Below are 25,687 nucleotides of genomic sequence, written 5' to 3'. Positions count from 1 at the left end.
GATGATAAGCCGGGGGGCTACGGCACCACGGCCGGAGACGCCGACGGCTCCATGGGCGCGCCGCTCACGGCGCAGGCTTGCAGCAGCCATTCCCGGAAGGCCGTGAGCGCGGGGGATGCAGCGCGTGACCGCAGCCGCGTGAGCCAGTAGGCCCCGAGCGCGATCTCGTGGCCGAACGGCCGCACCAGCCGGCCCTGTCGCAATTCGCGCTCGAACAGGCGCGCGGGAAGCAGGGCCGCGCCCGCGCCCTGCGCCGCTGCTTCGGCCAGGGCCAGGGACGAGTCGAACACCGTACCCCGCACCACCGGGCAGGCCACGCCCGCGGCACCGAACCAGGCGGCCCATTCATCGGCGCGGTAGGAGCGCAGCAGCGGTTCCCGCGCCAGGTCCGCGGGGACGCGCAGCCGGGCGGCGAGTGCGGGCGAGCACATGGGCGTGAGGGGCGCTTCCAGCAGGCGGTCCGACTCGGTGCCGTGCCAGGCCCCGTCGCCGAAACGGATCGCACAGTCCAATCCTTCGCCCGCGAGGTCCACCCGGTTGTTGTTGGTAAGCAGGCGCAGATCGACGAACGGGCACTGCTGCTGGAACGCCTGCAGCCGCGGCAGCAGCCACCCCACGGCGAAGGTGCCCACGGCGCCTACGGTGAGCACCTCGCGCGGGCGCGTATCGCTGCACTGCGCCAACGCGCGCTCGATGCGGCCGAACGCGTCCGCCAGCGCCGGCAGCAGCGCCAGCCCTTCGTCGGTGAGCGCCAGCCCGCGCGGCAACCTGCGGAACAGCGGCTTGCCCAGACGCTCTTCGAGATTGCGAATGTGCTGGCTCACCGCGGTCTGCGTCACGTGCAGCTCTTCCGCCGCGCGGGTGAGATTCAGGTGCCGCGCCGAGACTTCGAACGCTCGCAGGGCATTGAGCGGCAGGTGCATGGGTGCGAGGGTGAAGTTTTTCTGGGGAGAGATGCCAATTATTGTCGATGGTCACCGGGCGAGCGGGCCGATATCGTTGCGGCCATTGTTCAACAATGGAGCGACGAAATGGCGGTGCTGAGACGGACGTGGATGGTGGCGGCGGTGTGTGGGGCAGCGGCCCCGTGGGTGCCCGACGCGTGGGCCGAGGGCAAGAAATCCATGGGGTCCGCTGCGGGCGCATTCGCCCGCGCGGTGCAGGAGGTCGAAGCGTCCGTGGGAGGACGCCTGGGGGTGGCGCTGCTCGACATGGCCACCGGGCGCCAGGACGCGCACCGGGGCGACGAACGGTTTCCCCTGTGCAGCACGTTCAAGCTGCTGCTCGCGGCGCACGTGCTGCGGCGCGTGGACCAGGGGCAGGAACGGCTGGACCGCCGCATCAGCTACCGCCAATCCGACCTGGTGGAATATTCGCCGGCGACGGAGCGCCATGCGGACGGCGATGGCATGACCGTGGAGCAGCTGTGCGAGGCGGCCGTCACGCTCAGCGACAACACGGCCGCCAACCTGCTGCTGGGCACGCAGGGCGGGCCACTCGAACTCACGGCCTGGCTGCGGTCGCTGGGCGACACACAGACCCGGCTGGACCGCATGGAGCCCGGGCTCAACGATGTGCCCCCCGGGGAGGTGCGCGATACCACCACGCCCCGTGCCATGGCCCACACCGTGTGGGCCGTCACCCAGGGGGAGGCGCTTTCCGCCGCGGCGCGCGCGCGGATGCTCGCCTGGCTCGTGGGCAACCGCACAGGCGACCGGCGCCTGCGGGCCGGCATGCCGGATGGCTGGCGCATCGGCGAGAAAACGGGCACCGGTCCGCGCGGGACCAGCAACGACGCCGGCCTGTTCTGGCCGCCGGACCGCAGTGCGGTGATGGTGAGCTGCTACCTGACGGGCAGCCCGGCGCCCGCGGAGCGGCGCGATGCCGCGATCGCCCGGGTCGGCACGCTGGCCGCACGCTGGGCCCTGGAGGGCGCAGCCCCCGCGGTCAGGGGCTGACCATCCCCCTGGAAGACCTCAGAGCGTCTTCACCAGGACCTGGCTGCGGCGGTCCCAGTTGTATTTCTTCTTGCGGGCCTCGGGCAGCCAGTCCGGATCCACCGGCTGGAAGCCGCGCTTGATGAACCAGTGCATCGTGCGGGTGGTGAGCACGAACAGGCTCTTCAGGCCCATCGCGCGGGCGCGCTGCTCGATGCGCTTGAGCAGCTTTTCCCCGTCGCCCGTGCCCTGGCTCTGCGGCGACACCGTGACGGCGGCCATCTCGGCGGTGCCGGCTTCCGGATACGGGTAGAGCGCGGCGCAGCCGAAGATCACGCCGTCGTGCTCGATGATGGTGTAGTTGGCGACATCGCGCTCGATCTCGGTGCGGTCGCGCTTGACCAGCGTGCCGTCCTTCTCGAACGGCTCGATGAGTTGCAGGATGCCGCCCACGTCGTCCGGCGTGGCCTCGCGCAGTTCCTCGAGCTTTTCGTCCACCACCATGGTGCCGATGCCGTCGTGCACGTAGATTTCCAGCAGCAGCGCGCCGTCCACCGCGAACGGAATGATGTGGCTGCGCTCCACGCCGTTCTGGCAGGCCTTCACGCAGTGCTGCAGGTAGAAGGCCGTGTCCGTCGGCTTCTGGCCCGGGGGCACGCGGGCCAGCATCTGCCGTGCCTGCGCCAGTGGCAGTTCGGTATCGATGGGGTTGTCCTCGCTCTCGGGCTGGTCGGGGTCGGTGCGAATGCCCGGCACCTCGCAGACGAAGACGAGCTTGTCCGCCTTGAGCGCGATGGAAACGGATGTCGCCACTTCCTCCATCGTGAGGTTGAAAGCCTCGCCGGTGGGCGAGAAGCCGAAGGGCGAGATCAGCACCAGCGCGTCCATCTCCAGCGAACGGCGGATGCCCGCCACGTCCACCTTGCGCACTAGCCCCGAATGCTTGAAATCCACGCCGTCCACGATGCCCACGGGGCGCGCGGTGATGAAGTTGCCCGAGATCACGCGCACGGTGGAGCCCGCCATCGGGGTATTGGGCAGGCCCTGGCTGAATGCGGCCTCGATCTCGTAGCGCAGTTGCCCGGCCGCTTCCTGTGCGCAGTCCAGTGCCACGGAATCCGTGATGCGGATGCCGTGCGAATAACGCGCCGCATGCCCCTTGGCCGCCAATTGTTCGTTCACCTGTGGCCGGAAGCCATGCACCAGCACGATCTTCACGCCCATGGCCTGGATCATCGCCAGGTCCTGCGCGATCGCCTGCAGCTTGCCTGCCGCGATGGCCTCGCCCGTGAGCGCGATCACGAAGGTCTGGTGGCGGAACTTGTGGATGTAGGGCGCCACCGACCGGAACCAGGGCACGAAGGTGAAATTGAAGACAGCGGACATGGCGGAAAGATGAAGGGGCGGGGCCGGGAGCCTGCGCGGTCGGGCAGGCGGTGGTTGTCGGGGAGGCGGGCGCCGTGCGGTGCGCGCCGGATTATCGTCGCCAGCGCCCGGGGCTGAAAGGCGCGATATCGATCTCCGGCGGGCAGCCGTCCAGCAGTTGCGCCACCACGCGGCCCGTGCGCGCCGACGAGCCCAGTCCGACATGGCCGTGCCCGTAGGCGTGGACCACGTCCGCGCAGCCGGCCGCGGGGCCGATGCAGGGCAGGCCGTCGCTGGTGCTCGGGCGACGGCCCATCCAGAACCGGGCGCCACTTTCCAGTGCTGGGCGCTGCAGGGCGGGGTAGAGCGCGAACAGATGCTCCAGCAGGATGCGCGCGCGGCGCCAGTCCGGCGCGGCCTGCAGTCCGGCGATCTCCACCTGGCCCGCCACGCGCAGGCCATGCGCCATCTGGTGGACGATGAGCTTGCGGTCCATCACCATGGTGGAGGTGCGCGGTCCGGGAGGCGGTGCCTCGCCCGGCAGGGCACGCACGTCCAGCATCGCGTGGTAGCCGCGTTCGGTATCCAGCCACACCCGGTCCCCTGCGTCGCGCGCAAGGGGCGGGAGTAGGCGCCGGCTGCGATCACCGCGGCATCGCAGGGCACGTCGCCTGCGTCGGTCCGGATGGCGGCCAGGCGGCCGGATGCGATGCGCAGGCCGGTGGCGCGTGCGGCGACGCGGCGCGCACCCAGTGACTGGGCATGCGCGGCCAGGGCCTCCAGATAGGCGCCCGGGTTCGCGCAGTGGCCCGCCTCGTCAACCCGCACGCCGAAGCCGTACTCCGGGGCCAGTTCGGGCTCCTGCGCGCGCAGCCCGCCGGCTTCCAGCGTCCGGAAGGCGATCCCTTCCTCGCCGCGCAGGCGCCAGCCGAGCGCGTCGGCCTCGAAGTCCGCGCGCGAGCGATAGACATGCAGCAGGCCCCGCTGCGCGACCAGATGCGGCACGCCGGCTTCAGCTGCCAGCCGCGCGTGCAGCGCAGGCGCGTCCCGCAGCAGTTGGCGCAGCGCATGCGCGGTGCGGGCCACCCGGCCCGGCGTGCGCCCGGAGCGCAGGAAGCGCCAGAGCCAGGGCAGGGCGCGGGGCAGGTAGCCCCAGCGCACGGTGAGCGGGCCCTGCGGGTCCAGCAGGTAGCCTGGCAGCTGTTTCCACATGCCCGGGCCCGAGGGGGGAAGGATGGAATGCGACGACAGCCAGCCCGCGTTGCCGTAGCTCGTGGCTTCCGGCCCGCCGGGTGCATGGGGATCGAGCAGCGTCACGGAGCGGCCGGTGCGCAGGATTTCGATCGCGCACGCCGTGCCCACGATGCCTGCGCCGATCACGGCGACATGGCGCCGCCGGTCGGCCCGGGCCGGCACCGGAGATGCAGATGACGAGGGAGAGAAATCAGGGGAGAGGGGGATGGGCATCGCGGCGCGGGCAGGGACCGATGGGCGTCCCGGTGCTGCCATTGTCCACGGAATCGGTGGGGCGCCGCCGCCGTGCAAGGGCAGGACGGCGGCGCACGGGGCTTCAGCCGTCCCAGCCGCGGCGCAGTGCTTGCTGCAACGCCATGCGGTCGGCGCGGCGCTGAGCGCCCTGGCTGCGGATGTGGCGTCCTCCGCCGCCCCCCAGGCTGCGCGCCGCCAGGGCGCGCGCGACGGGGTTGCGGGGCGGCGCGCTGGCCTCGACATGCAGCGCGATCGGCTGCTTCATGCGGCGCAATGCCTTCACCCGGCCTGCCTCGTAGGCGCGGGAGCGTTTCTGTGCACTCATGCGTGCGGTTCCTCACAACGAAAAAAGCCCCGGCTGGACGGCCGGGGCTTCGCGTGCCTGCCACTCCATGGGAGGGCAGCGCGGCCTCGTGCCGGACGGTGTGTGAAACGGAACACACGGTCCAGCCGGGGCGTGGGGAACCGTGGTCAGTCGATGCGGTGGAACGAAAGGGTCATGGGGAAAGCTCCTGTCCTGTGGGGCACCGCGGCAAGGTTGCTCGTTGCCGTGGCGAAATGGGGCGGATGCGTGCCGGAGGCGGGCCTGGGCCAGGCCGGCGCAAGCGGCGCTGCGGATTTTCTCCGGTGCCGCCGCGTGCACGCAAGGCTGCCGGATGGCCTGCGTTGCACCACGCCAACGGATCGTTCGGATAATGCGGGTCTCTATGACAGGTTCCGCGCCCCCGAAATCCCCCATCCCCCAGCCCGCCCCGTCCGCACCGCCACGCCGTGAGGCCCCGGCCGCACCGCTGCGCATCGAGTTCCCGCCCGGCCTGCCGGTCTCGGGCAAGCGCGAAGAGATCATGGCCGCGATGCAGGCCCACCAGGTCATCATCGTCTGCGGCGAGACCGGCTCGGGCAAGACCACGCAGCTGCCCAAGATCGCGCTGGCGCTCGGCCGCGGCAAATGCAACGCCAGGCCGGGCGAGAAGGGCCGCCTGATCGGCCATACGCAGCCGCGGCGGATCGCGGCCAGCAGCGTTGCCAAGCGCATCGCCGAAGAGCTGCAGACGCCGCTCGGCGACGTCGTGGGCTACAAGGTGCGCTTCCAGGACCGCCTGTCGCGCGATGCCTCCGTCAAGCTCATGACGGACGGCATCCTGCTCGCCGAGACGCAGACCGACCCGCTGCTGACGGCCTACGACACGATCATCATCGACGAGGCGCACGAGCGCAGCCTGAACATCGACTTCCTGCTCGGCTACCTCCGCCAGATCCTGCCGCGCCGGCCCGACCTGAAAATCGTGGTCACCTCGGCCACCATCGATGCCGAGCGGTTCGCGAAGCACTTCGAGTCGGCGAAGGGGCCTGCACCCGTCATCTACGTGTCCGGCCGCACCTTCCCGGTGGAGCAGCGGTACCGGCCCTTCGAGGAAAGCCGCGACTACGGCTTGAACGAAGCCATCTCCGACGGCGTGGACGAGCTCTGGGCGGGCAACGCCGCGGGCGACATCCTGGTCTTCCTGCCGGGCGAGCGCGAGATCCGCGAGGCGGCCGACCACCTGCGCAAGCACCTGGCCCACCAGCCGGTGATGCGCGGCGCCGAAGTGCTGCCGCTGTTCGCGCGCCTCTCGCAGGCCGAGCAGGACCGCATCTTCGAAGGCCACACCGGCCGCCGCATCGTGCTGGCCACCAACGTGGCCGAGACATCGCTCACGGTGCCGGGCATCCGCTACGTGATCGACGCCGGCACCGCGCGCGTGAAGCGCTACAGCTTTCGCAGCAAGGTCGAGCAACTGCTGATCGAGCCCGTGAGCCAGGCGGCAGCCAACCAGCGGGCGGGCCGCTGCGGCCGCGTGGCCAACGGCATCTGCATCCGGCTCTACGACGAGCCCGACTTCAACAGCCGGCCGCGCTTCACCGACCCGGAAATCCTGCGCTCCTCGCTGGCCGGTGTGATCCTGCGCATGAAGTCGCTGCACCTGGGCGACGTGGCGCAGTTCCCGTTCATCGAGGCACCCTCGGGCCGCGCGATCGCCGACGGCTACCAGCTGCTGGCCGAACTGGGCGCGGTGGACGATGCCAATGAACTCACGCCCATGGGCGTGGAACTCTCGCGACTGCCGCTCGACCCGCGCGTGGGCCGCATGATTCTCGAGGCGCGCGACCGCCAGGCACTGGACGAAGTGCTGGTGATCGCCTCGGCCCTGTCGGTGCAGGACGTGCGGGACCGGCCGCTCGAAGCCCAGCAGCAGGCCGACCAGGCCCATGCCAAGTTCGACGACGAGAAGAGCGAATTCAGCGGCTACCTCAAGCTCTGGAAGTGGATCAACGAGGCCCGCGGCGGCGCGCCGAGCCTGCCGTCGGCACGGGCGCAGCGCGATGCCGCGCGCAAGGGGGCACCCTCGCAGGCCGTGCTGCCCGTGGCGCAGCGCCAGGCACGCGGCAGTGCCGACGCAGCCGCGCCCGCAGTGGCCGCCGCGGCGTCCGTGCCGGCCTCCGCACCCACCCACAAGCTCAGCAACCGGCAGTACGAATCGCTGCTGCGCCAGAACTTCATCAGCGTGCGGCGCCTGCGCGAATGGCGCGACATCCACACGCAATTGCTCACCGTGGTCACCGAGCACCGCTGGCGCCTCAACACCCAGCCGGCCAGCTACGAGCAGATCCACCGCTCCATGCTCGCCGGGCTGCTGGGCAACATCGGCGTGAAGAGCGAGGAGGAAGACTGGTACCTCGGCGCGCGCGGCATCAAGTTCTACAAGCATCCCGGGGCGCACCTGTCGAAGAAGCCCGGGCGCTGGATCGTGGCGGCGGAACTGGTGGAGACCACGCGCCTCTTCGGGCGCGGCATCGCTGCCATCGAGCCGCAGTGGATCGAGGAGATGGGCGGCCACCTGCTCAAGAAGCAGATGTTGGACCCGCACTGGGAGCGCAAGGCCGCGCAGGTGACGGCGCTGGAGCGCGCCACGCTCTACGGCATCGTCATCTACAACAACCGCCGCGTGAATTTCGGCAAGGTGGACCCGCGCACCGCCCGGGAAATCTTCCTGCGCGAGGCGCTGGTGGGCGACCAGTGGCCGCAGGACTGGGAGCGGCGCCTGCCGTTCCTGACGGCCAACCGCAAGCTGATCGCCAAGGTGGAGGAGCTGGAGCACAAGTCGCGGCGCCAGGACGTGCTGGTGGACGAAGAGCTCATCTACGCCTTCTACGACCAGCAGGTGCCCGCCGACATCTGCACCGGCGCCGATTTCGAATCCTGGTACCGCGAGGCCAGCCGCGTGAAGCCGGACCTGCTCAAGCTCACGCGCGATGAGCTGATGCGCCACGAGGCCGCCGGCATCACCACCAGCGCCTTCCCGCGCGTGGTGCGGCTGGGCGGCGTGGACTGCGCGGCCACCTACCTGCACGAACCCGGCGATCCGCGCGATGGCGTCACCGTCACGGTGCCGCTCTTCGTGCTCAACCAGGTCAGCGAAGAGCGCTGCGAATGGCTGGTGCCGGGCATGCTCAAGGACAAGATCCAGGCACTGCTCAAGAGCCTGCCGCAGCGCCCGCGCAGCCGCTTCGTGCCCTTGCCGGACAACGCTGCGCGCCTGGCCGAACTGCTGGGCACGCCCGAGCGCTTCGGGCAGGGCAGCTTGGTGGACGTGCTGCTCAAGCAGGTGCGTGACGAGACCTCGCTCGACGTGAAGCGGGCGGATTTCAAGCTCGACATGCTGAGCCCGCACCTGTTCATGAACTTCCGCGTGGTGCACGAGGATGGCCGGCAGCTCGGCCAGGGGCGCAATCTGGGCGCACTCAAGGCCGAATGGGGCGCCAAGGCCCGGGGCGCGTTCCAGGCCCTGGCGGGGCTCAAGCTCGGGGGGGCTGCCACGGATGCCGAGCGCAGCGCGGCGCCTGCCGGGGACGTCCCCGCTGCCCGGGCCGGCCAGGGGGAGGCGCATGGCAGGCACGCGGATGGCCGTGCGGCTTCCGCTGCCGGCAAACCGGCCAGTGCCGGCCCGGCGGCTGCGCCCGCACCGGCAGCCGTGCCGGCGGGCCAGCGCTACACGGCCTGGACCTTCGGCGAACTGCCCGAGCTGATGGAAATCCGCAAGGGCGGGCAGACGCTCATCGGCTTCCCGGCGCTCATCGATGGCGGCGATGCGGTGACCATCGAGGTGTTCGACGAACCCGGGGTGGCCGCAGCGCGCCACCGCGCGGGCTTGCGCCGGCTGTTCGCGCTGCAGATCAAGGATGCGCTCAAGTACCTGGAAAAGAACATCCCGGACATGCAGAAGATGGCGGTCGCCTACATGCCGCTGGGCACGCAGGAAGAGTTGCGCGCGCAGATCATCGACGTCGCGCTGGACCGCGCTTTCCTGGTCGACCCCCTGCCCACGACCGAGGCAGACTTCCAGCGCCGCGTGCAGGAAGGCCGGGGGCGGCTTACGCTGATCGCCAACGAGGTCGCGCGGCTGGCCGGTGCGATCCTGCTCGAATACGCCGCGGCGGCGCGCAAGATCAAGGATACGAAAGGTGCACCCGAGGCCACCCAGGACGCGCAGCAGCAACTGCAAAGGCTCATTCCGAAGAACTTCCTGGCGGTGGCGCCCTGGTCGCAGCTTGCGCACTTCCCTCGCTACCTGAAGGCCATCACCCTGCGCCTGGACAAGGTGCGCGCCGATCCTGCACGCGACGCCACGCGGCTCGCGGAACTGCGCCCCCAGGAGCAGCGCTACTGGCGGCTCGTGGCCGAGCGCAAGGGGCAGGTGGATGCGCGCATGCAGGAGTTCCGCTGGCTGCTGGAGGAACTGCGGGTGAGCTTCTTCGCCCAGGAACTCCGCACGCCGCAACCCGTGAGCGTGAAGCGCCTGGACAAGCTCTGGGCACAGATCAACAGCTGACGCGGCGGGCGGCCGGGTGCCGCGCGCTGCAGATCATTGCAGCACGGCTTCCGCGGCGGCCCAGCGCTCCAGTTCCGCCCGCACATCGGCCATGCGCCCGGAGATCACGAAGCGCTCCGGCGTACCCGCCTGCCGGCGCTGCACCACCCGCACTGCGCCCGGCACCCGCGCCGCGCAGGTGCGCTGGCTGCCGGCCGGCGCGCGCGCGGGGCGCTCCACCGCGATCGAGTGCAGTGCGGTGGAGGCATCTGCAGGCAGTGCCACGGATGCGGCGGCACCGGCCTTTGCGCTGCCATGGACCGTAGCGGCTGGCGGGCCGTCGGAGGGGTGGTGGTCGGCCATGGACGTGTCGGATGCCCCGCGACCGTGGGCCGGACAATCCGGCCAGCGCGAACGTGTGGCGGGGCGGACGGACGCATTCCCCGAGGAAGTGCCCCGCAGCCAGCGGACGAGGCCGTGCAGCGGCTGCAGGCAGGACGAGAGGGTGGCGAGATCGAGCAAAGCCTTTGCCATGGAAAAACTCCAGCGGTCAGAATGGGTTGAACACTGGCAGGATTGGCTTTAGACGGGCAGGGCGATGCCGCAGGGTTGACCATCCACACGAAGAGGAAAGCCAGACGCCCGCCACCTGGGCAACGCCAAACGGGGAAACAGGGCGCGAACCGTGCTCCGGCGCCATGCGCCGGACGGCCCGCAGCCGGCTACATCAGCATGGTGTTGCGGATGAGGCCTACGGCCAGCCCCTCGATCTCGAACGATTCGCCGGGCTGCACGGTGATGATGGGATAGTCGGGGTTCTCGGGCAGCAGCTCGATGGCACCCGCGGTGCGCCGCAGGCGCTTGACGGTGACTTCGTCACCCAGGCGGGCGACGATGATCTGGCCATTGCGCGCCTCGCGGGTGGACTGCACGGCGAGCAGGTCGCCATCCATGATGCCGGCATCGCGCATGGACATGCCCCGGACCTTGAGCAGGTAGTCGGGCTTGTGCTGGAAGAGGCTGCCTTCCACGCTGTAGGTCTGGTCCACGTGTTCCTCGGCGAGAATCGGTGAACCTGCGGCGACGCGGCCGATGAGCGGCAGCATGAGTTGCGAGATGCCGGGAATGGGCAGGTGGAACTGGGTGCCGCGGGCCGCATTGATGGACCGCACGGCCTCGCCGCGCAGCCGGATGCCACGCGACGTGCCGCTCACCAGTTCGATGACGCCCTTGCGTGCCAGTGCCTGCAGGTGCTCTTCGGCCGCATTGGCGGACTTGAAGCCGAACTCCGCGGCGATTTCCGCCCGGGTGGGGGGCGCTCCGGTGCGTGCAATGGCGGTCTGGATGAGATCCAGGATCTGCTGTTGGCGGGCAGTGAGCTTGGGGCTGTCGAGCATGCGGGGCACTCCAGTGAAGGAAGATCGCGCCGGACGGGCGCTGGGCGGATCGATTCACCTGTGGATCGATCCAGTCACTGTATTTTTAAACAGTTTTCAAAGGCAATGCAAGTGGTTGCAGGAAAAATCCTGGTGCTGGGCACCGGTGGAACCATCGCCGGTACGGCCGGAAACGCGGAAGACAACATCGGCTACACCGCCGCGCAGGTCGGCATCGACCAGTTGCTGGCAGCAGTGCCCGGACTGGCGCGCGCCGCCGGCGGCGCGCGGCTGGAGGCTGAACAGGTCGCGCAGATCGACAGCAAGGACATGGACGGGGCCGTATGGCGTGCGCTGGCCCTGCGCTGCGAGGACGCACTGGCGGATCCCGGTGTGCGTGCCGTGGTGGTCACGCACGGCACCGATACCCTCGAGGAGACCGCGTGGTTTCTCCACCGCGTGCTCGCGGGAGCGCGGGACAAGCCCGTGGTGCTCGTCTCTGCGATGCGCCCGGCCACCGCGCTGGCGCCCGATGGACCGCAGAACCTGCTCGACGCCGTCGCCGTGGCCGCCACGCCGGGCGCGCGCGGGGTCGTGGCAGTGGCCGCCGGGGAGGTGCACGGGGCGCAGCGGGTACAGAAGGTGCATCCTTACCGGCTGAATGCCTTCGCGTCCGGCGAGGCGGGCCCCCTGGGCTGGGTGGAGGAGGGGCGCGTGCGGCTCGCCGCCGGATGGCCCGCGGCGGAATCCTCCGGATCATCGGCCGAAGCTGCCGCGGCGCTGAAGGCGCTGCGCAGCGGCGCGGAGTGGCCGCGCGTCGAAGTCGTGTTGTCGCATGCGGGCGCGACCGGACGCGTTGTGGATCTGCTGGTGGCCGACGGGGTGCACGGGCTGGCCGTGGCCGCCACCGGCAACGGCACGCTGCATCGCCATCTGCAGGCCGCGCTGGAGCGGGCACAGGCCGCTGGCGTGGCCGTGCGGGTGGCCACGCGGTGCCCCCTGGGCCAGCTGCTGCCCCGTCCTGGCGACACGCTGCCCGCCGCCCAGGGGCTGAGCGTGGTGAAGGCGCGGGTGGAACTGCTGCTGGAGCGGCTGGCGCAGCCACGGGCCTAGGGCGCCCCCCAGCCCGGAAACGAAAACGCCGCCCGGAGGGCGGCGTCGATCACGGGCCGGCCAGGCGCCGTCCCTGTGCCAGGCGCTCAGTCCGCCAGGGCGGCCAGCGCGCGCTGGGTGATTTCCTCGACCGTGCCGGTACCGCTGATGGCGCGGTACTTGGGGGCATGGGCCGGATCGTTCTTCGCCCAGGTGGAGTAGTACTCCACGAGCGGGCGCGTCTGCGCGCTGTACACCTCCAGGCGCTTCTTCACCGTGTCTTCCTTGTCGTCCTCGCGCTGGATCAGGTCCTCGCCGGTGACGTCGTCCTTGCCTTCCACCTTGGGTGGGTTGAACTTCACATGGTAGGTGCGGCCGCTGGCCGGGTGCGAGCGGCGGCCGCTCATGCGCTCGATGATGGCATCGAACGGCACGTCGATCTCCAGCACGTAGTCGAGCTTGACGCCCGCTGCCTTCATGGCATCGGCCTGGGGAATGGTGCGCGGAAAGCCGTCGAAGAGGAAGCCCTTGGCGCAGTCCGGCTGGGCGATGCGGTCCTTCACGAGATTGATGATGAGGTCGTCGCTCACCAGCTTGCCGGCATCCATGACGGCCTTGGCCTGCTGTCCCAGCGGCGTGCCGGCCTTCACGGCGGCGCGCAGCATATCGCCGGTGGAGATCTGCGGAATGCCGTATTTCTGGCAGATGAACGCGGCTTGCGTGCCCTTCCCGGCGCCGGGCGCGCCCAAAAGAATCAGTCTCATGGAGGTCCTCTAAGTGTTGAAATCAGCCAGCGCCGGAAGCCCGGGGCTTGCCGTAGGCCCGGGGTGGCGCTTCAATCGCGGGCAAGGATAGCATGCGGGTCCTTCCGTCAGCCTGACAGCCGCGACACCATCGTGACGGCATGCGGCGTGCGGTTTCAGCGCAGCAGCGAGCGCACCCGTTCGAGGTCTTCCGGCGTGTCCACGCCCGGCCCTGGCGCGGTGTCCGCCACATGCACTGCAATGCGGTGTCCGTGCCACAGGGCGCGCAATTGCTCCAGCGCTTCCAGGGCTTCCGTGGGGGCCGGCGGCAGCGCGGAAAACGCCCGCACGAAAGCTGCCCGGTAGCTGTAGATGCCGATATGGCGCAGCGGCGCAAAGCCCGCAGGCACGCCCGCGAGCCCGCCCTGCCACCATGCCGTGTCCGCGTGGCCGCGCGCATGCGGAATCGGTGCCCGGCTGAAATAGTGCGCGAGGCCGCGGGCGTCGAGCACCACTTTCACCACGTTGGGATTGGCGAAGTCCTCCAGCGCATGGATGGCATGCGCTGCCGTGCCCATGTCCGCTTCGGGGCGGGCCGGCAACAGGCTGGCGACCGCGTCGATGAGGGCTGGTGCGATCAGCGGCTCGTCGCCCTGCACGTTCACCACCACGTCGTCGTCGGCCAGCCCGAGCAGCATGCAGGCTTCGGCCAGCCGGTCGCTGCCGCTGGGATGGTCCGCGCGCGTCGCGACGGCCTGCACCCCGTGCGCCGCACAGGCTTCCAGGATGCGGGGGTGGTCGGCCGCCACGACCACGCGGGCGGCCGCGCTGCGGGCGGCCTGCTGCGCCACCCGCACGACCATCGGGACGCCGCCGATATCCGCCAGCGGCTTGTCGGGGAGTCGGGTCGATGCCAGCCGGGCGGGAATCAGGACGGTGAAGCCAGCGGACGCGGCCGGGCCGCTCACGCCTCCAGCTCCGCGTCGGTCAGCGTGCGGGCCTCGGTTTCCAGGAGGACCGGAATGCCGTCGCGCACCGGGTACGCGAGGCGTGCGCTGCGCGACACCAGTTCGTCGCGCTCGCGGTCGTAGGTCAGGGGACCTTTGGTGACCGGGCAGACCAGCAGTTCGAGCAGTTTGGGATCCATGGCGTGGCAAGCAAGTTCGGGAAAATGGAGCCCGATCATAGCGAGGGCTGGCGCAGCGCCTGCAGCCGCGCATTCAGCCGGTCGAAGAAGGCCGGCGCGATGTCCACCACCAGCGGTACCGCCAGCGCCTCGGGGTGCGTGTGCCACAGCTTGGCGGCATCTTTCTCGGTGCAGACCAGCGGCATGTCGGGTGGCGTGGCCGCATGCCAATCCGAAAAGTCGGCATGGTCGGGCAGGGCGCTCGCCTTCTCCAGGGCCAGCCCTTGGTCGCGCAGCATGGCGAAGAATGCGGCGGGCCGGGCGATCGCGGCCACGGCATGCACCGGCACTCCGCGCAGGCTCGACAGCGGCGTGGTGCGTCCGCTGGCGTCCACCGCATGGGAGGCCAGCGATCTACGCAGGGCGAACACCCCCATGGGCGCGCGGTCCGCCCCCTCCGGCGCCGGCCCCGCATGCAGTATGGCGTCCACATGCCGCGGCCAGCGCTCGCGCAGCGGACCCGCGGGCAGCAGCCATCCGTTGCCGATGCCTTCCTCGTTGAATACGCACAGTTCCACGTCCCGCGCCAGCGCCCAGTGCTGCAGGCCGTCGTCGCAGACGAGCACGTCGGTCCGCGGATGGCGCTCGAGCAGGGCACGGGCCGCCTGCGCACGGCGCGGCGCGACGAATACCGGCACACCGGTGGAGCGCACGATCAGCAGCGGCTCGTCACCGGACTCGGCGGCGTTGCTGTCCGCCAATACCTCGCGGCAGTCGGAAGTGCTGCGCCCGTACCCCCGGGAGACCACGCCCGGATGCCAGCCGCGCTGCCGCAGCGCGTGCACGACGGCCTGGGTCACGGGGGTCTTGCCGGCGCCACCGGCCACGACATTGCCCACCACGACCACGGGAACCGGCATGCGCTCCGCCCGCAGAACGCGCCGTTCATACAGCAGCCGGCGCATGGCGGCCAGTGCGCCGTAGAGGAGGGAAACGGGCGCCAGCATCCAGGCGACCGCGCCGCGGTGGCGCCATGCCCGCTGCAGTCCTCCCGCCGAGGAGGACGGCATCCCGTGCGGTGCCGGCCCGCCACGGCGTGGCTGCGCCATGCGGGTCAGCGGCCCGCGCTGGCGGACGATTGCGTGGCGAAGGTGATCTGCGACAGGCCCACGCGGCGCGCGGCTTCCATCACGGAAATCACGGCCTGGTGGGGCGCGCTGGCGTCGGCGCTGATGATCACCACGCTGTCGCGCCCGGCCTGCGCGGCGGCCCCGAGGGCCTGCGCGATCGCTTCCACGCCCTTGCCTTCCACGGCGGCCTTGTTGACGGCATAACGCCCGTCGGCGGCCACCGCGACGATCACTTCCCTGGGGTGGTCACGCTGCTGCTCGGCATCCGCCACCGGGAGCGTGAGCTGCAGTTCGGTGAACTTGCTGTACGTGGTCGAGAGCATCAGGAAGATGAGGATCACGAGCAGCACGTCGATGAACGGGATCAGGTTGATCTCCGGCTCTTCCTTGGGGCGGGGGCGGAAATTCATCGCGCGCTCACTTGCGCAGGCGCAGGAGATGGCGGACGAACTGCTCGGAGGCGAGCTCCAGCGTGAGCAGGTAGGCGTCCACGCGGCTGCGGAAATACCTCCAGAAGATCAGCGTCGGGATGGCGACGATCAGGCCGAAGGCCGTGTTGTAGAGCGCGATGGAGATCCCGTGAGCCAGCTGGGCCGGATTGCCCTGGCCCGTGGCGGACGACCCTTGCGAGCCGAAGATCTCGATCATGCCGATCACGGTGCCGAGCAGGCCGAGCAGCGGAGCGGCCGAGGCGATGGTGGCCAGGGCGTTGAGGTACTTCTCGAGCCGCTGCGCCACGGCGCGGCCCGTGCCTTCCATGGCGGCCCGGACATCCGCCTCGCTGCTCTGGGGATGGCTGTTGAGCGTGCGCAGCCCGCTGGCCAGCACTTCGCCCAGGGCGGAGTTCTGCGACAGCTGGTTCACCACGTCGGGCGTGGGCAGTCCACGCGAGGAAACGGAGATGGCCTCGTCCAGCAGCTTCGGCGGGGCGACCTTGGCGGTTTTCAGGGCGACGAAGCGCTCCGCCACCAGTGCCAGCGCCAGGATGGAGCAGGCTATGAGGGGCCAGATCGGCCAGCCTGCGGCTTGTATGATCGACAGCAATTCTCTCTCCGCGCAGATGGAAGCAGTCCGCGATTATGGCCCAGTGCCATGGCGGTCCGGCGGCTGCGGAGGCATCGGCCGGGCTCACCGGCCGCATAGGCGTCGTTTTTCACAGCCACCCACATTTTCTGTGGATAACTTTGTGGGCAACCGGGTGTGTAACACCTTCTACATGGCGCCAAATCGTGACTTTGACAGATTGATGAAAAATTGCGCAGCAAAAAATCGTTGTAAATCAACAGGTTGCACGGAATTTCGTGGCTTGCGCGCACATCCGGCCGACGCTTCCAGCCCTTGCGCTGCTCCGTGCGGCTTGTGGACTATTGGGGCGGGCGTGCTCCCCGCAAACCCCGGCGGCGCCGATGTTTGAGCGGCCGGACCCAGCAACGGCGCCGCGGATCTGGGACGTCGGGGCGCTGTGCCGCGCCGTTGCTGATGCGCTGGAGGCACGGTTCAATCCTGTCGCGGTGCGCGGGGAGATCACGGGCTTCTCGCGGGCCTCCAGCGGGCATTGCTACTTCTCCATCAAGGACGGCCAGGGACAGATCCGCTGTGCCATGTTCCGTCGCGCAGCCATGCTGCTCGACGGCACGCCGCGGGACGGGGAAATGGTCGAGCTGCGGGGGCGGCTGGCGGTTTACGAAGCCCGGGGTGACCTGCAGCTCATCGTCGAGAGCCTGCAACGTGCCGGGCAGGGGGCGCTGTTCGAGCAGTTCCTGAGGCTCAAGGCCCGGCTGGAGTCGGAAGGCCTCTTCGACTCCGCCCGCAAGCGCGGCCTGCCGGTCATGCCCCGCTCGATCGGGCTGGTCACCTCGCCGGGCGCTGCCGCGCTCCACGACGTGGTGACCGCCCTGCGGCGGCGTGTCCCGCACCTGCCCGTGGTGCTGGCCCCGGCCCTGGTGCAGGGTGCGGCCGCGCCGGCGTCGATCTGCGCCGCACTGCGCGTGCTCTACCGCATGGCCGAACCGTCCGGCGACGGCGAAGGGCATCCGCCGGTGGACGTGATCCTGCTGGTGCGCGGCGGCGGCTCCATCGAGGACCTGTGGGCCTTCAACGACGAGCAGGTCGCCCGCACGCTGGTGCAGAGCCCGGTGCCGGTGGTGTCCGGTGTGGGCCATGAGACGGATTTCACCATCGCCGACTTCTGCGCCGACCTGCGGGCCCCGACTCCCACGGCCGCGGCCGAACTGGTCGCGCAGCCCCAGGCCACCTGGCTGGCGGGCATGGACGCGCTGGCCGGCCGCCTCTCGGACAGCCTGCAGCGCCAGATCGACGGGCGCCACCAGCGGCTGGACATGGCAGCCCAGCGCCTGGGACGTCCTTCGGGGCTGGTCGCGCGGCAGGAACTGCGTCTCGCGCGCCTCGCGCAGCAGCTGCGCCACGGCGCGGCCTGGACGGCCCAGCGGTCCGCCCAGCGGCAGGACGGCCTGGCGGACCGTTTGCCCAAGGCCGTGGCGCAGGGCGTGGCCCGGCAGGCCCAGCGGCTGGACCATGCGGCATTGCGCCTGGAGCTGCTGGACCCGCGCCTCGTGCTCCAGCGCGGCTACGCACTGCTCACCGACAGCGAAGGCCTGCCCGTGACCCGCACCGCCCAGGTACGCGCCGGGGACGCCGTGCGCGCCGCCGTATCGGACGGCGAGATCGATCTCACGGTGGCTGCTCCACGCCTGCTCTGAGTCCCGGCGATCTGCGCCGTCGCCTACAACGCGGGCACGATTAACTTCCTACAATGCCGCCCTGTTGCGTCGCATGTCACATCGCGGCGTCGCACACGCAAGAATCACCAACCACCCACGAGGACCGCACATGGAACATACCCTGCCACCGCTGCCTTACGCCATCGATGCCCTGGCCCCGCACTACAGCCAGGAGACCCTGGAGTACCACCATGGCAAGCACCACAATGCCTACGTGGTGAACCTCAACAACCTCCAGAAGGGCACCGAATTCGAGAACATGCCCCTCGAGGAGATCATCAAGAAGTCCAGCGGCGGCATCTACAACAACGCAGCCCAGATCTGGAACCACACCTTCTTCTGGAACTGCATGGCCCCCAATGGCGGCGGCGAGCCCTCCGGCGCGCTGGCCGATGCCATCAAGGCGAAGTGGGGCAGCTATGCCGCCTTCAAGGAAGCCTTCGTGAAGAGCGCCGTGGGCAACTTCGGCTCCGGCTGGACCTGGCTGGTGAAGAAGGCGGACGGCAGCGTGGACATCGTGAACACCGGTGCCGCCGGCACGCCCCTGACCACCGCCGACAAGGCCCTGCTGACCGTGGACGTCTGGGAGCACGCCTACTACATCGACTACCGCAACCTGCGCCCGAAGTTCGTCGAAACCTTCCTCGACAAGCTGGTGAACTGGAAGTTCGCGGAAAGCAATTTCGCGGGCTGATCCCGCGGCCCGGCCTGCCGGGCTCCATGAAAAAACGGCCCTGGCGGGCCGTTTTTTTTTGTGCGTTCGCAGGGGCCGACGCGTCAGCGCCTGGCGAACGGTGCGCCGGACAGCTTCGAGCCCGGCTTGATCCCGCGCCTGGCGAACCACCCCTGGTTCATCTCCAGCACGAAGCGCACGGGCTTGTCGGAGCAGTGGGAATCCAGCGTCTGCGGTTTCATGTCCGCCAGGTTGACGATGGTGCCGTCGTCCGCGACGAAGGCGGCGGTGAGCGGCAGCAGGGTGTTCTTCATCCAGAAGCACTGCACGGCCGGCACCGAGAACACGAACAGCATGCCTTCGTTGGAGGGCATGTCCTTGCGGTGCATGAGACCGGTTTCGCGCTCCTGGGGCGTCACCGCCAGCTGCGCGTCGATGCGGTGCATGCCGGCAGCCAGGTCCACCCGCTGCAGGTCGAGTTGCGGCCCCTCCTGGGCCTGGGCCGTGCCGAAACAGGCCGCGGCGAGGGCCAGCGAAGCCGCCAGGCGGCGAAGGGCGCGGGGCGTCGGTCCGTACGAAAGAGCGTGGTTCATGGCGGGTGGGGCATCCATTGGGAAAGGGCTGTTCCAAAGCCTATCAGCCAAAAGCAAAGCCCGCGTAAAGCGGGCTTCGGAGCGGGGACGGCGCCAGGGCGGTCATCCCCGTTGCACGGGAGAAGGCAACCCTCAGGCGGCAGCCTTGTGCTTCTTGCTCTTCTTGTGGGCGGTCTTGTGCTTGGCACCCTTGCCGGCCTTCTTGGCCTGGGCGGTGGGAGCGGGGGCGGCGGTATCGGCGGCCATGGGGGCGGACGTCGTGGCGGGGGCCTGGGCCGGAGCCTGGGCGAAAGCGCCGGCGGTGAACAGACCGGCGATCAGGACAGCGAGGAGTTTTTTCATTTGGCCGTTTCCTTGAGAGTTTCGGAAGGTTTGCGAGCCCCGCGTAGGCCCGCGAAGCCCTGACACAACGATACCGCAGCCCGGGGCGTTGACAGACAGGACCTACAAATTTTTATCGCTAAAATCATTGCGTTTTGTGCCTGTCGCACAGGCCGGCCGGGCACCGCCCCGGACGCCATTCCACCGGAGATAACCGTTCCATGACCAGCTACCAGCACATCAAGGTCCCTGCCGAAGGCCAGAAGATCACCGTCAATGCCGACATGTCCCTGAACGTGCCGGACCAGCCCATCATTCCCTACATCGAGGGTGACGGTACCGGCTTCGACATCACCCCCGTGATGCTGAAAGTGGTGGACGCTGCCGTGGCCAAGGCCTACGTTGGCAAGCGCAAGATCCACTGGATGGAAGTCTTCGCCGGCGAGAAGTCCACGAAGGTGTACGGCCCCGACGTCTGGCTGCCGGAAGAAACCCTGCATGCCGTGCGCGACTACGTCGTGTCCATCAAGGGCCCGCTGACGACGCCCGTGGGCGGCGGCATCCGCTCGCTGAACGTGGCCCTGCGCCAGGAGCTCGACCTCTACGTCTGCCTGCGCCCCATCCAGTACTTCAAGGGCGTTCCCTCGCCCGTGAAGGAACCCGAGAAGACCAACATGGTGATCTTCCGCGAGAACTCGGAAGACATCTATGCCGGCATCGAGTTCGAAGCCGAGTCCGACAAGGCGAAGAAGCTCATCAAGATCCTGCAGGAAGAGTTCGGCGTCAAGAAGATCCGCTTCCCCGAGACCTCCGGCATCGGCGTGAAGCCCGTGTCCAAGGAAGGCACGCAGCGCCTGGTGCGCAAGGCCATCCAGTACGCCATCGACAACGACAAGCCCAGCGTGACCATCGTCCACAAGGGCAACATCATGAAGTTCACGGAAGGCGGCTTCCGTGACTGGGCCTACGACCTGGCTGCCAAGGAATTCGGCGCCGAACTCATCGACGGCGGCCCGTGGATGAAGTTCAAGAACCCGCGCACCGGCAAGGAAATCACGGTCAAGGACAGCATCGCCGATGCGTTCCTGCAGCAGATCCTGCTGCGCCCCGCCGAGTACAGCGTGATCGCCACGCTGAACCTCAACGGCGATTACGTCTCCGACGCGCTGGCAGCCCAGGTCGGCGGCATCGGCATCGCCCCCGGTGCCAACCTGTCCGACTCCGTCGCCATGTTCGAAGCCACGCACGGCACGGCACCGAAGTACGCCGGCAAGGACTACGTGAACCCCGGTTCCGAAATCCTCTCCGCCGAAATGATGCTGCGCCACATGGGCTGGACCGAAGCCGCCGACATCATCATCAGCTCGATGGAGAAGTCCATCCTGAGCAAGAAGGTGACGTACGACTTCGCCCGCCTGATGGAAGGCGCGACGCAGGTGAGCTGCTCGGGCTTCGGCCAGGTGATGATCGACAACATGTAAGGTTGTCACGCGGCGGTGTCGCCTGATGCCTCGCAAGCCCTCGATCTTCTTGGAGATCGAGGGCTTTTTCGTTATGGGCGAGATAATGAAAAAGCGCTTTCGGGCCCTGTCTCCTTCGGCAGTGAGCGTACTGCCAAACAGTGCGGTTAGTCATTGGTGCATGTCATCGTCCTCAGGAGCCAGCACCCAGCTTGGAAAAATTTTCAATCTCTGCGGTAAAGCGTCTGCCAACTGTTTTTAAGCCAGTTTAACTTGTAGCAGTATGTCTTTTTTCAGTCTATCGTCTGCCTCACATCCCACAGTGTACGGAAAATTAGCAATAGTGTAATGAACCATGGTTTCCGATTTTGAATGCATGGATTGCAATCTAAATTTTTCAGTTGGTGGATATCATCTTCATGATTTCTCGGATGGATATGGGGGAGTCCTGTTGGCGATCTGCAGTTGCTGCGCGATTCAGCATAAAATCATCGTTGCCCTTGAAGACCGAGGGCCAGAGTTCTACGAGATTTTCAGAGTATCTGTCGAAGAATTTCCTCCACAATCCAAGGCATCTTTAATGCTTCGCCTACATAAAATGGATCGTGAAGTGAAAATTGAAGAAGTGGCCAGAAAAATATCTAAATTGCCTTTCGTCTACAAAGAATCTTTGGCGGAATCGCAGGCACACTTGATTAGCAAAGATCTTGCAAGAATTGGGGTGAAAGTAACTATCGCCCCCTACGATAAACGTCCCAATCCCGTATTTGGCCCAAAGCGTTCCAATATATTGAGTTGGAAACCCAAGAAAAATACCGTAAACCAAGGGGCTAACGAGGTAAATGAATGGATTTCTGTTGAAAGTATTTTGCCTGTTTGGCTGGAAGAAAAAACTGCTCGAACCTTGGCTTCGGCTTGTCAGTCATGTGGCGGTATTGGCACGCTTCTGACTGATTGGAGAGTGCAGCAAGGTTGCCCGAGTTGTCTGTCGAAGCTGATACGTCTGAAAAGCGAATGGATGACATGACTACAATTAATTCAAGTGTATGTGCATGCGCAACCAGCTTGAACGATCGTTTTATGCGGACTCCCTGTCTGGCAGTCCTCTGCATGCTTCTGTGAGCTATCGCTATGTCTTCTGCATCAATTGCTACCGCGCTGGTTGGGGGGTAATGCAATGTATAGAAATTCATTCCCCGCTTGCAAAGTAAAAGGCAGCTTGGAGCCAGTGCCATTCGTGCACTTGACCTTGCGCGGAGCGGTTCCAGCTAAATGTAGAAGCTGTGATTTCCTATTCGAAGGTGGCTGCACTCGGGCTGTTGATGTTGTTAAGGACTATCAGCAGCTGGATTATGGTCCATGCCCTGTACTTGGCCCAACTGATCCAGTTCAAAGGACCGGTAAGGAGCCCCCCAGGCCGCTCTTCGTTCCGAGAAAATGCACTAGCTGTTCGTATCTAACCAATGACTCTATTCGAGGTTATGTCTGCGGTCTTGAAAATGAAAAGTGGGGACATTTCCCTCGCTCGCTGGACTGGAGGGGCTGGAGTCCGCAGGGTGCGCCCATCGGTTTAGGTCATCCTGTAATTGCTACTGAGGAATTGAAAGCTCATGCTGCATCCGGGGCGGTTGGAAAAGCCGTGAAGGAAATCAAGCGTCTTTACCCTGGCTTGTCAACCGCGTCTGCTATTAGCGGAGTAAAATGGTTATGTGAGAGAATCAAAAAATCTCCATAGAAAAAATTGCCTTCGAATTTGAAATCATCTGCGTACAGGCTAGAGAAAAAGGTTGGTAGTGGCGAGTCTGCCTTGGGGGTGCACCGTCGTTCGCCATAGCCACGAGATAAGAGCGATGCGACTTGTGTGCACACGCGGCGCGAGCGCGGCCCACCTTCCTGTCCAGCGCGAACTGTTACTGCCCACTCGCCGCGAAACCTTAGTGCTGGACGACTTCGATGCTCAAGCCCGCGACGAATTCCTGCTGGTAGCCGAGGATAGAGCAGGCCAGTTGCTGGGCTTTGTATCGGTTTGAGAACCCACCCAGTTCGTCCATCACCTATTTGTCGCCACCGGTCTCCTACGTAACGGCGTCGGCAGTTCCCTGCTGCGCGCACTGCCAGGCTGGCCAGTCAGGCGCGATCAGCTCAAGTGCCTAAGCCGCAGCCATGCCGCACTGGCGTTCTACCGAGCCTTTCGATTCAGCTAGGCGGGATCGGATGAAGAAGCTTTCTTTCGGCCATGCCGTTGCTTCGCGGGTCTCCGGGAGCCCTGAAGTCAGCGGGGCCCCGGCATGTCGAACACCAGGCACGTGGTGGTGGCATGGGCATACAGCGTGCCGTCCGCACCCACCAGGCGTGCCTCGGCCGTGGCGAGCTGGCGGCCGCAATGCAGCACGCGGCCTTCGGCGCGCACGCGTGGCACGCGCGGCGTGAGGCCCTTGACCAAGTTGATGCTCAGTTCGGCCGTGGTGTATCCCCGCCCGGGCGGCATGCGGGTGTGGACGGCGCATCCCAGCGCCGAATCCAGCAACGTGGCGAACCAGCCGCCATGTATGCCGTTCATGGGGTTCAGGTGCGCCGTGCCGGGCCTGCCCTGGAATACGGCGCTGCCTTCGCCCACGGCAACCAGCAGGAAGTCCAGCGTCTGCGCGATGGGTGGGTAGGGGACTTCGCCGCGCAGCATGGCCTGCATCAGTTCCAGTCCGCTGCGGCCCGCGGCCTGCTCCGGCCGCACCACGCCGGGACCGGCACCTGCATCGAGACGGGCCCGGACGGCGCTTTCCTCGTCCAGCCAGGCCTGCAGGGCGGACGGCGGGGCGCCCTCTGAAAGTGGGGTGTGCTGCTCCATGGAGTCGGTCTTTCCTTTTGATCGGGCCACCGGGCTGGCGGCACGTATTTAATTGTATATACAATGGTTGTATATGCAATAATAAAGCCATGCCGAGCAACCGCGACCCGTCTTCCGTGCCCTCGGGCTGCACCAACCACCGTGTGCGCCAGCTCATGCGCAGCGTGGGGCTGGTCTATGACGCCCACCTTCACGACGCCGACATGCGCATCACGCAGTACACGCTGCTGAGCCATGTCCTGGCCGCCGGCCCCGTGCGGCCCGTGGACCTCGCACGGCTCATGCGCATGGATGCCTCGACGCTGACGCGCAACCTCAAGCCGCTGGTCGATGCGGGCTGGGTGCGCATGGGCCAGGGCGAAGACCAGCGCAGCCGCCTGGTGCACATCACCGAGGCGGGCCGCATCAAGCGCGAGGAGGCCAAGCAGCGCTGGAAGGCCGCGCAAGGCGAACTCAATGCGCGCCTGGGTGCCGGGCGCGTGGCGGCCCTGCATGGATTGATCGATGAATGCCTGGCCCTGCTCGATGGCGACGGCGAAGGCGCGGCCCGTCGGTCCGAATAGCCTGCCACACAGACATCCGCCCACCGGAAGGAACCGATATGTTCTCCACCCCCACGGCACGCTGGATGCAGCGGCATGGCATCCACTATGGCTGGCTGGTCGCGGCCGTCACCTTCCTGACCATGCTGACCATGTCGGCCGCCCTGGGCCTGCCGGGCGCCATGCTCCAGCCGCTCTCGCGCGAGTTCGGCTGGAGCACCGAGCAGATATCGAGCAGCCTGGCATTGCGCTTTGCGCTGTTCGGCCTGCTGGGCCCGTTTGCCGCCGTGTTCATGGAGCGATTCGGCCTGCGTGCCGTCATGGTGACTGGGCTGCTGCTGGTCGGCGCCGCCATGGCCCTGGTCACGCAGGCCACGCAGCTGTGGCAGTTGTTCGTGCTCTGGAGCCTGCTGCTGGGCATCGGTACGGGGCTGACGGCCCTGGTGCTGGGTGCCGTGGTCGCCAATCGCTGGTTCGTGGCGCGCAAGGGGCTGGTCGTCGGCGTGCTCACGGCCAGCGCGGCCACGGGCCAACTGGCCTTCCTGCCGATGGCGGCCTGGATGATCGAGCACTGGGGCTGGCGCTCCGCCACGGTCCCCGTGTGCGCGGGTGGCGCGCTGGTCGCGCTCCTGGTCTTCGCCCTGGTGCGCGACCGGCCCTCCGATGTCGGCCTGGCGCCTTATGGCGGCGAGCCTGCGCCCGCGGGTGCGGTCCAGCCCTCGGCCATGACGCTGGCCACGCCGTTCAGGGTGCTGGCCGAAGCAGCGGGCCACCGGACGTTCTGGCTGCTGGCGGGCACCTTCTTCATCTGCGGCCTGTCCACCAACGGCCTGGTGCAGACACACTTCATCTCGCTCTGCGGCGACCGCGGGATGTCGGCCGTGCCGGCTGCGTCGGTACTGGCCATGATGGGGGCCTTCGACTTCGTGGGGACGGTGCTGTCGGGCTGGCTGTCGGACCGCCATGACAACCGCAAGCTGCTGTTCTGGTACTACGGGCTGCGCGGGCTGTCGCTGTTCTGGCTGCCGCATTCGGAGTTCACCTTCTACGGCCTGGGCCTGTTCGCCATGTTCTACGGCCTGGACTGGATCGCCACCGTGCCGCCCACGGTCAAGCTCACGGCGCAGCATTTCGGTCCCCAGAAAGTGGGCCTGGTCTTCGGCTGGATTTTCGCAGCCCATCAGCTGGGCGCTGCCACGGCCGCATGGGGTGCGGGCCTGACCCGCACGCTGCTGCTGACCTATACGCCCGCGCTGTATGGCGCGGGGGCGGCCTGCCTGGCGGCGGCAGGGATGGCGATGGTGATCGGGCGGACGCGTGCAATGGCCGGAGCGCGGCGGCCAGGCGCCTAGCGCAGCCGCGGCCGGTTGCCGCCTCGCCTGGAGGGCCGGCAGCCGCGCTGGCT

23 protein-coding genes and 1 pseudogene are annotated in these 25,687 nt (G+C 67.7%); 9 read left to right on the top strand and 15 right to left on the bottom strand.

Annotation, left to right across the window (positions count from 1 at the left end; translation table 11 throughout):
* Positions 1–17: 17 nt before the first annotated feature.
* A complete protein-coding gene (locus ACGHC0_RS13985; protein ID WP_368351566.1) occupies positions 18–923 on the bottom strand; it encodes a LysR family transcriptional regulator in 906 nt (301 codons plus the stop codon).
* Positions 924–1,031: 108 nt separating this feature from the next.
* Here ACGHC0_RS13985 and bla point away from each other — a divergent pair, with 108 nt between their 5' ends.
* On the top strand, positions 1,032–1,958 hold the full coding sequence (bla, locus tag ACGHC0_RS13980; protein WP_405045292.1) for a class A beta-lactamase: 927 nt from the start codon (positions 1,032–1,034) through the stop codon (positions 1,956–1,958).
* Between the two features lie 18 nt (positions 1,959–1,976).
* On the opposite strand, the gene argA is transcribed toward bla, so the two are convergent.
* From argA to ACGHC0_RS13965, 3 genes and pseudogenes are all read right to left on the bottom strand, one after another.
* Positions 1,977–3,323 (bottom strand): amino-acid N-acetyltransferase, encoded by a 1,347-nt coding sequence (gene argA, locus ACGHC0_RS13975; RefSeq protein WP_011795652.1) that lies wholly within the window; start codon positions 3,321–3,323, stop codon positions 1,977–1,979.
* 91 nt (positions 3,324–3,414) lie between these two features.
* Positions 3,415–4,718, bottom strand: a pseudogene (locus ACGHC0_RS13970) (NAD(P)/FAD-dependent oxidoreductase).
* Positions 4,719–4,872: 154 nt separating this feature from the next.
* Positions 4,873–5,115: a hypothetical protein gene (locus tag ACGHC0_RS13965; protein WP_208941407.1), complete on the bottom strand. Its 243-nt coding sequence runs from the start codon at positions 5,113–5,115 to the stop codon at positions 4,873–4,875.
* 382 nt (positions 5,116–5,497) lie between these two features.
* Here ACGHC0_RS13965 and hrpA point away from each other — a divergent pair, with 382 nt between their 5' ends.
* Positions 5,498–9,661: an ATP-dependent RNA helicase HrpA gene (hrpA, locus tag ACGHC0_RS13960; RefSeq protein WP_415265890.1), complete on the top strand. Its 4,164-nt coding sequence runs from the start codon at positions 5,498–5,500 to the stop codon at positions 9,659–9,661.
* Between the two features lie 33 nt (positions 9,662–9,694).
* Here the strand turns inward: hrpA and ACGHC0_RS13955 are convergent, their stop codons facing one another.
* Together ACGHC0_RS13955 and lexA are read right to left on the bottom strand one after the other, a co-directional pair.
* Positions 9,695–10,174: a hypothetical protein gene (locus ACGHC0_RS13955; RefSeq protein ID WP_415265889.1), complete on the bottom strand. Its 480-nt coding sequence runs from the start codon at positions 10,172–10,174 to the stop codon at positions 9,695–9,697.
* Positions 10,175–10,362: 188 nt separating this feature from the next.
* A complete protein-coding gene (lexA, locus tag ACGHC0_RS13950) occupies positions 10,363–11,037 on the bottom strand; it encodes a transcriptional repressor LexA (RefSeq protein ID WP_011795657.1) in 675 nt (224 codons plus the stop codon).
* A gap of 105 nt (positions 11,038–11,142) precedes the next feature.
* Between lexA and ACGHC0_RS13945 the strand changes: the two genes are divergently transcribed.
* Positions 11,143–12,129: an asparaginase gene (locus tag ACGHC0_RS13945; RefSeq protein WP_415265888.1), complete on the top strand. Its 987-nt coding sequence runs from the start codon at positions 11,143–11,145 to the stop codon at positions 12,127–12,129.
* A gap of 86 nt (positions 12,130–12,215) precedes the next feature.
* On the opposite strand, the gene adk is transcribed toward ACGHC0_RS13945, so the two are convergent.
* The 6 genes from adk to ACGHC0_RS13915 all read right to left on the bottom strand — a co-directional run bounded on the left by adk (position 12,216) and on the right by ACGHC0_RS13915 (position 16,151).
* Positions 12,216–12,872, bottom strand: a complete 657-nt coding sequence (gene adk / locus ACGHC0_RS13940) for an adenylate kinase (RefSeq protein ID WP_107129593.1) — start codon at positions 12,870–12,872, stop codon at positions 12,216–12,218.
* A 155-nt stretch (positions 12,873–13,027) separates the two neighbouring features.
* A complete protein-coding gene (gene kdsB / locus ACGHC0_RS13935) occupies positions 13,028–13,819 on the bottom strand; it encodes a 3-deoxy-manno-octulosonate cytidylyltransferase (RefSeq protein WP_368351562.1) in 792 nt (263 codons plus the stop codon).
* Positions 13,816–13,998 carry a Trm112 family protein gene (locus ACGHC0_RS13930; protein ID WP_013595057.1) on the bottom strand — a complete coding sequence of 61 codons (183 nt, stop codon included), beginning with the start codon at positions 13,996–13,998 and terminating at the stop codon, positions 13,816–13,818. The genes kdsB and ACGHC0_RS13930 overlap by 4 nt, the downstream gene beginning before the upstream one ends.
* Before the next feature lie 35 nt (positions 13,999–14,033).
* Positions 14,034–15,086 carry a tetraacyldisaccharide 4'-kinase gene (gene lpxK, locus ACGHC0_RS13925; RefSeq protein ID WP_415265887.1) on the bottom strand — a complete coding sequence of 351 codons (1,053 nt, stop codon included), beginning with the start codon at positions 15,084–15,086 and terminating at the stop codon, positions 14,034–14,036.
* Between the two features lie 5 nt (positions 15,087–15,091).
* A complete protein-coding gene (locus tag ACGHC0_RS13920) occupies positions 15,092–15,517 on the bottom strand; it encodes an ExbD/TolR family protein (RefSeq protein WP_415265886.1) in 426 nt (141 codons plus the stop codon).
* Positions 15,518–15,524: 7 nt separating this feature from the next.
* Complete coding sequence (locus tag ACGHC0_RS13915) at positions 15,525–16,151, bottom strand: MotA/TolQ/ExbB proton channel family protein (protein ID WP_092834824.1); 627 nt, start codon at positions 16,149–16,151, stop codon at positions 15,525–15,527.
* 362 nt (positions 16,152–16,513) lie between these two features.
* Here ACGHC0_RS13915 and xseA point away from each other — a divergent pair, with 362 nt between their 5' ends.
* Together xseA and ACGHC0_RS13905 are read left to right on the top strand one after the other, a co-directional pair.
* On the top strand, positions 16,514–17,827 hold the full coding sequence (xseA, locus tag ACGHC0_RS13910; RefSeq protein ID WP_415265885.1) for an exodeoxyribonuclease VII large subunit: 1,314 nt from the start codon (positions 16,514–16,516) through the stop codon (positions 17,825–17,827).
* A 130-nt stretch (positions 17,828–17,957) separates the two neighbouring features.
* Positions 17,958–18,542 (top strand): superoxide dismutase, encoded by a 585-nt coding sequence (locus tag ACGHC0_RS13905; RefSeq protein ID WP_013595052.1) that lies wholly within the window; start codon positions 17,958–17,960, stop codon positions 18,540–18,542.
* A gap of 83 nt (positions 18,543–18,625) precedes the next feature.
* Here the strand turns inward: ACGHC0_RS13905 and ACGHC0_RS13900 are convergent, their stop codons facing one another.
* Positions 18,626–19,114, bottom strand: a complete 489-nt coding sequence (locus ACGHC0_RS13900; protein ID WP_368351558.1) for a DUF192 domain-containing protein — start codon at positions 19,112–19,114, stop codon at positions 18,626–18,628.
* A gap of 132 nt (positions 19,115–19,246) precedes the next feature.
* Positions 19,247–19,456: a hypothetical protein gene (locus tag ACGHC0_RS13895; protein WP_013595050.1), complete on the bottom strand. Its 210-nt coding sequence runs from the start codon at positions 19,454–19,456 to the stop codon at positions 19,247–19,249.
* 200 nt (positions 19,457–19,656) lie between these two features.
* On the opposite strand from ACGHC0_RS13895, the gene icd reads away from it, so the two are divergent.
* Together icd and ACGHC0_RS13885 are read left to right on the top strand one after the other, a co-directional pair.
* On the top strand, positions 19,657–20,916 hold the full coding sequence (gene icd / locus ACGHC0_RS13890; RefSeq protein ID WP_415265884.1) for an NADP-dependent isocitrate dehydrogenase: 1,260 nt from the start codon (positions 19,657–19,659) through the stop codon (positions 20,914–20,916).
* A gap of 334 nt (positions 20,917–21,250) precedes the next feature.
* Positions 21,251–21,922, top strand: a complete 672-nt coding sequence (locus tag ACGHC0_RS13885) for a hypothetical protein (RefSeq protein WP_415265883.1) — start codon at positions 21,251–21,253, stop codon at positions 21,920–21,922.
* Between the two features lie 1,245 nt (positions 21,923–23,167).
* Here ACGHC0_RS13885 and ACGHC0_RS13880 read toward each other — a convergent pair.
* Entirely contained in the window at positions 23,168–23,740 is a 573-nt protein-coding gene (locus ACGHC0_RS13880) for a PaaI family thioesterase (RefSeq protein WP_415265882.1), read from the bottom strand.
* Between the two features lie 89 nt (positions 23,741–23,829).
* Here ACGHC0_RS13880 and ACGHC0_RS13875 point away from each other — a divergent pair, with 89 nt between their 5' ends.
* Together ACGHC0_RS13875 and ACGHC0_RS13870 are read left to right on the top strand one after the other, a co-directional pair.
* The gene (locus ACGHC0_RS13875; protein ID WP_368351555.1) at positions 23,830–24,303 is read left to right on the top strand and encodes a MarR family winged helix-turn-helix transcriptional regulator; all 474 of its coding nucleotides are present in this window, start codon (positions 23,830–23,832) and stop codon (positions 24,301–24,303) included.
* A gap of 38 nt (positions 24,304–24,341) precedes the next feature.
* Positions 24,342–25,634, top strand: a complete 1,293-nt coding sequence (locus ACGHC0_RS13870) for an MFS transporter (RefSeq protein WP_415265881.1) — start codon at positions 24,342–24,344, stop codon at positions 25,632–25,634.
* Positions 25,635–25,687 lie beyond the last annotated feature (53 nt).

It is taken from the genome of Acidovorax sacchari (assembly GCF_042847045.1).
Lineage (GTDB): Bacteria > Pseudomonadota > Gammaproteobacteria > Burkholderiales > Burkholderiaceae_C > Paracidovorax > Paracidovorax sacchari.
Note: the sequence above shows the minus strand (reverse complement) of the source record. Positions and strands in the feature narration are given on the sequence as shown.

Excerpts from the sequence above, each read along its gene's own strand:
- ACGHC0_RS13955 (WP_415265889.1), bottom strand. The coding sequence starts at position 10,174 with ATGGCAAAGGCTTTGCTCGATCTCGCCACCCTCTCGTCCTGCCTGCAG.
- icd (WP_415265884.1), top strand. The coding sequence starts at position 19,657 with ATGACCAGCTACCAGCACATCAAGGTCCCTGCCGAAGGCCAGAAGATC.
- ACGHC0_RS13965 (WP_208941407.1), bottom strand. The coding sequence starts at position 5,115 with ATGAGTGCACAGAAACGCTCCCGCGCCTACGAGGCAGGCCGGGTGAAG.
- ACGHC0_RS13900 (WP_368351558.1), bottom strand. The coding sequence starts at position 19,114 with ATGAACCACGCTCTTTCGTACGGACCGACGCCCCGCGCCCTTCGCCGC.
- ACGHC0_RS13895 (WP_013595050.1), bottom strand. The coding sequence starts at position 19,456 with ATGAAAAAACTCCTCGCTGTCCTGATCGCCGGTCTGTTCACCGCCGGC.
- lpxK (WP_415265887.1), bottom strand. The coding sequence starts at position 15,086 with ATGGCGCAGCCACGCCGTGGCGGGCCGGCACCGCACGGGATGCCGTCC.
- lexA (WP_011795657.1), bottom strand. The coding sequence starts at position 11,037 with ATGCTCGACAGCCCCAAGCTCACTGCCCGCCAACAGCAGATCCTGGAT.
- ACGHC0_RS13885 (WP_415265883.1), top strand. The coding sequence starts at position 21,251 with ATGGTTTCCGATTTTGAATGCATGGATTGCAATCTAAATTTTTCAGTT.
- ACGHC0_RS13870 (WP_415265881.1), top strand. The coding sequence starts at position 24,342 with ATGTTCTCCACCCCCACGGCACGCTGGATGCAGCGGCATGGCATCCAC.
- ACGHC0_RS13930 (WP_013595057.1), bottom strand. The coding sequence starts at position 13,998 with ATGGATCCCAAACTGCTCGAACTGCTGGTCTGCCCGGTCACCAAAGGT.
- bla (WP_405045292.1), top strand. The coding sequence starts at position 1,032 with ATGGCGGTGCTGAGACGGACGTGGATGGTGGCGGCGGTGTGTGGGGCA.
- hrpA (WP_415265890.1), top strand. The coding sequence starts at position 5,498 with ATGACAGGTTCCGCGCCCCCGAAATCCCCCATCCCCCAGCCCGCCCCG.
- ACGHC0_RS13945 (WP_415265888.1), top strand. The coding sequence starts at position 11,143 with ATGCAAGTGGTTGCAGGAAAAATCCTGGTGCTGGGCACCGGTGGAACC.
- ACGHC0_RS13875 (WP_368351555.1), top strand. The coding sequence starts at position 23,830 with ATGCCGAGCAACCGCGACCCGTCTTCCGTGCCCTCGGGCTGCACCAAC.
- ACGHC0_RS13905 (WP_013595052.1), top strand. The coding sequence starts at position 17,958 with ATGGAACATACCCTGCCACCGCTGCCTTACGCCATCGATGCCCTGGCC.
- ACGHC0_RS13880 (WP_415265882.1), bottom strand. The coding sequence starts at position 23,740 with ATGGAGCAGCACACCCCACTTTCAGAGGGCGCCCCGCCGTCCGCCCTG.
- xseA (WP_415265885.1), top strand. The coding sequence starts at position 16,514 with ATGTTTGAGCGGCCGGACCCAGCAACGGCGCCGCGGATCTGGGACGTC.
- ACGHC0_RS13920 (WP_415265886.1), bottom strand. The coding sequence starts at position 15,517 with ATGAATTTCCGCCCCCGCCCCAAGGAAGAGCCGGAGATCAACCTGATC.
- argA (WP_011795652.1), bottom strand. The coding sequence starts at position 3,323 with ATGTCCGCTGTCTTCAATTTCACCTTCGTGCCCTGGTTCCGGTCGGTG.
- adk (WP_107129593.1), bottom strand. The coding sequence starts at position 12,872 with ATGAGACTGATTCTTTTGGGCGCGCCCGGCGCCGGGAAGGGCACGCAA.
- ACGHC0_RS13985 (WP_368351566.1), bottom strand. The coding sequence starts at position 923 with ATGCACCTGCCGCTCAATGCCCTGCGAGCGTTCGAAGTCTCGGCGCGG.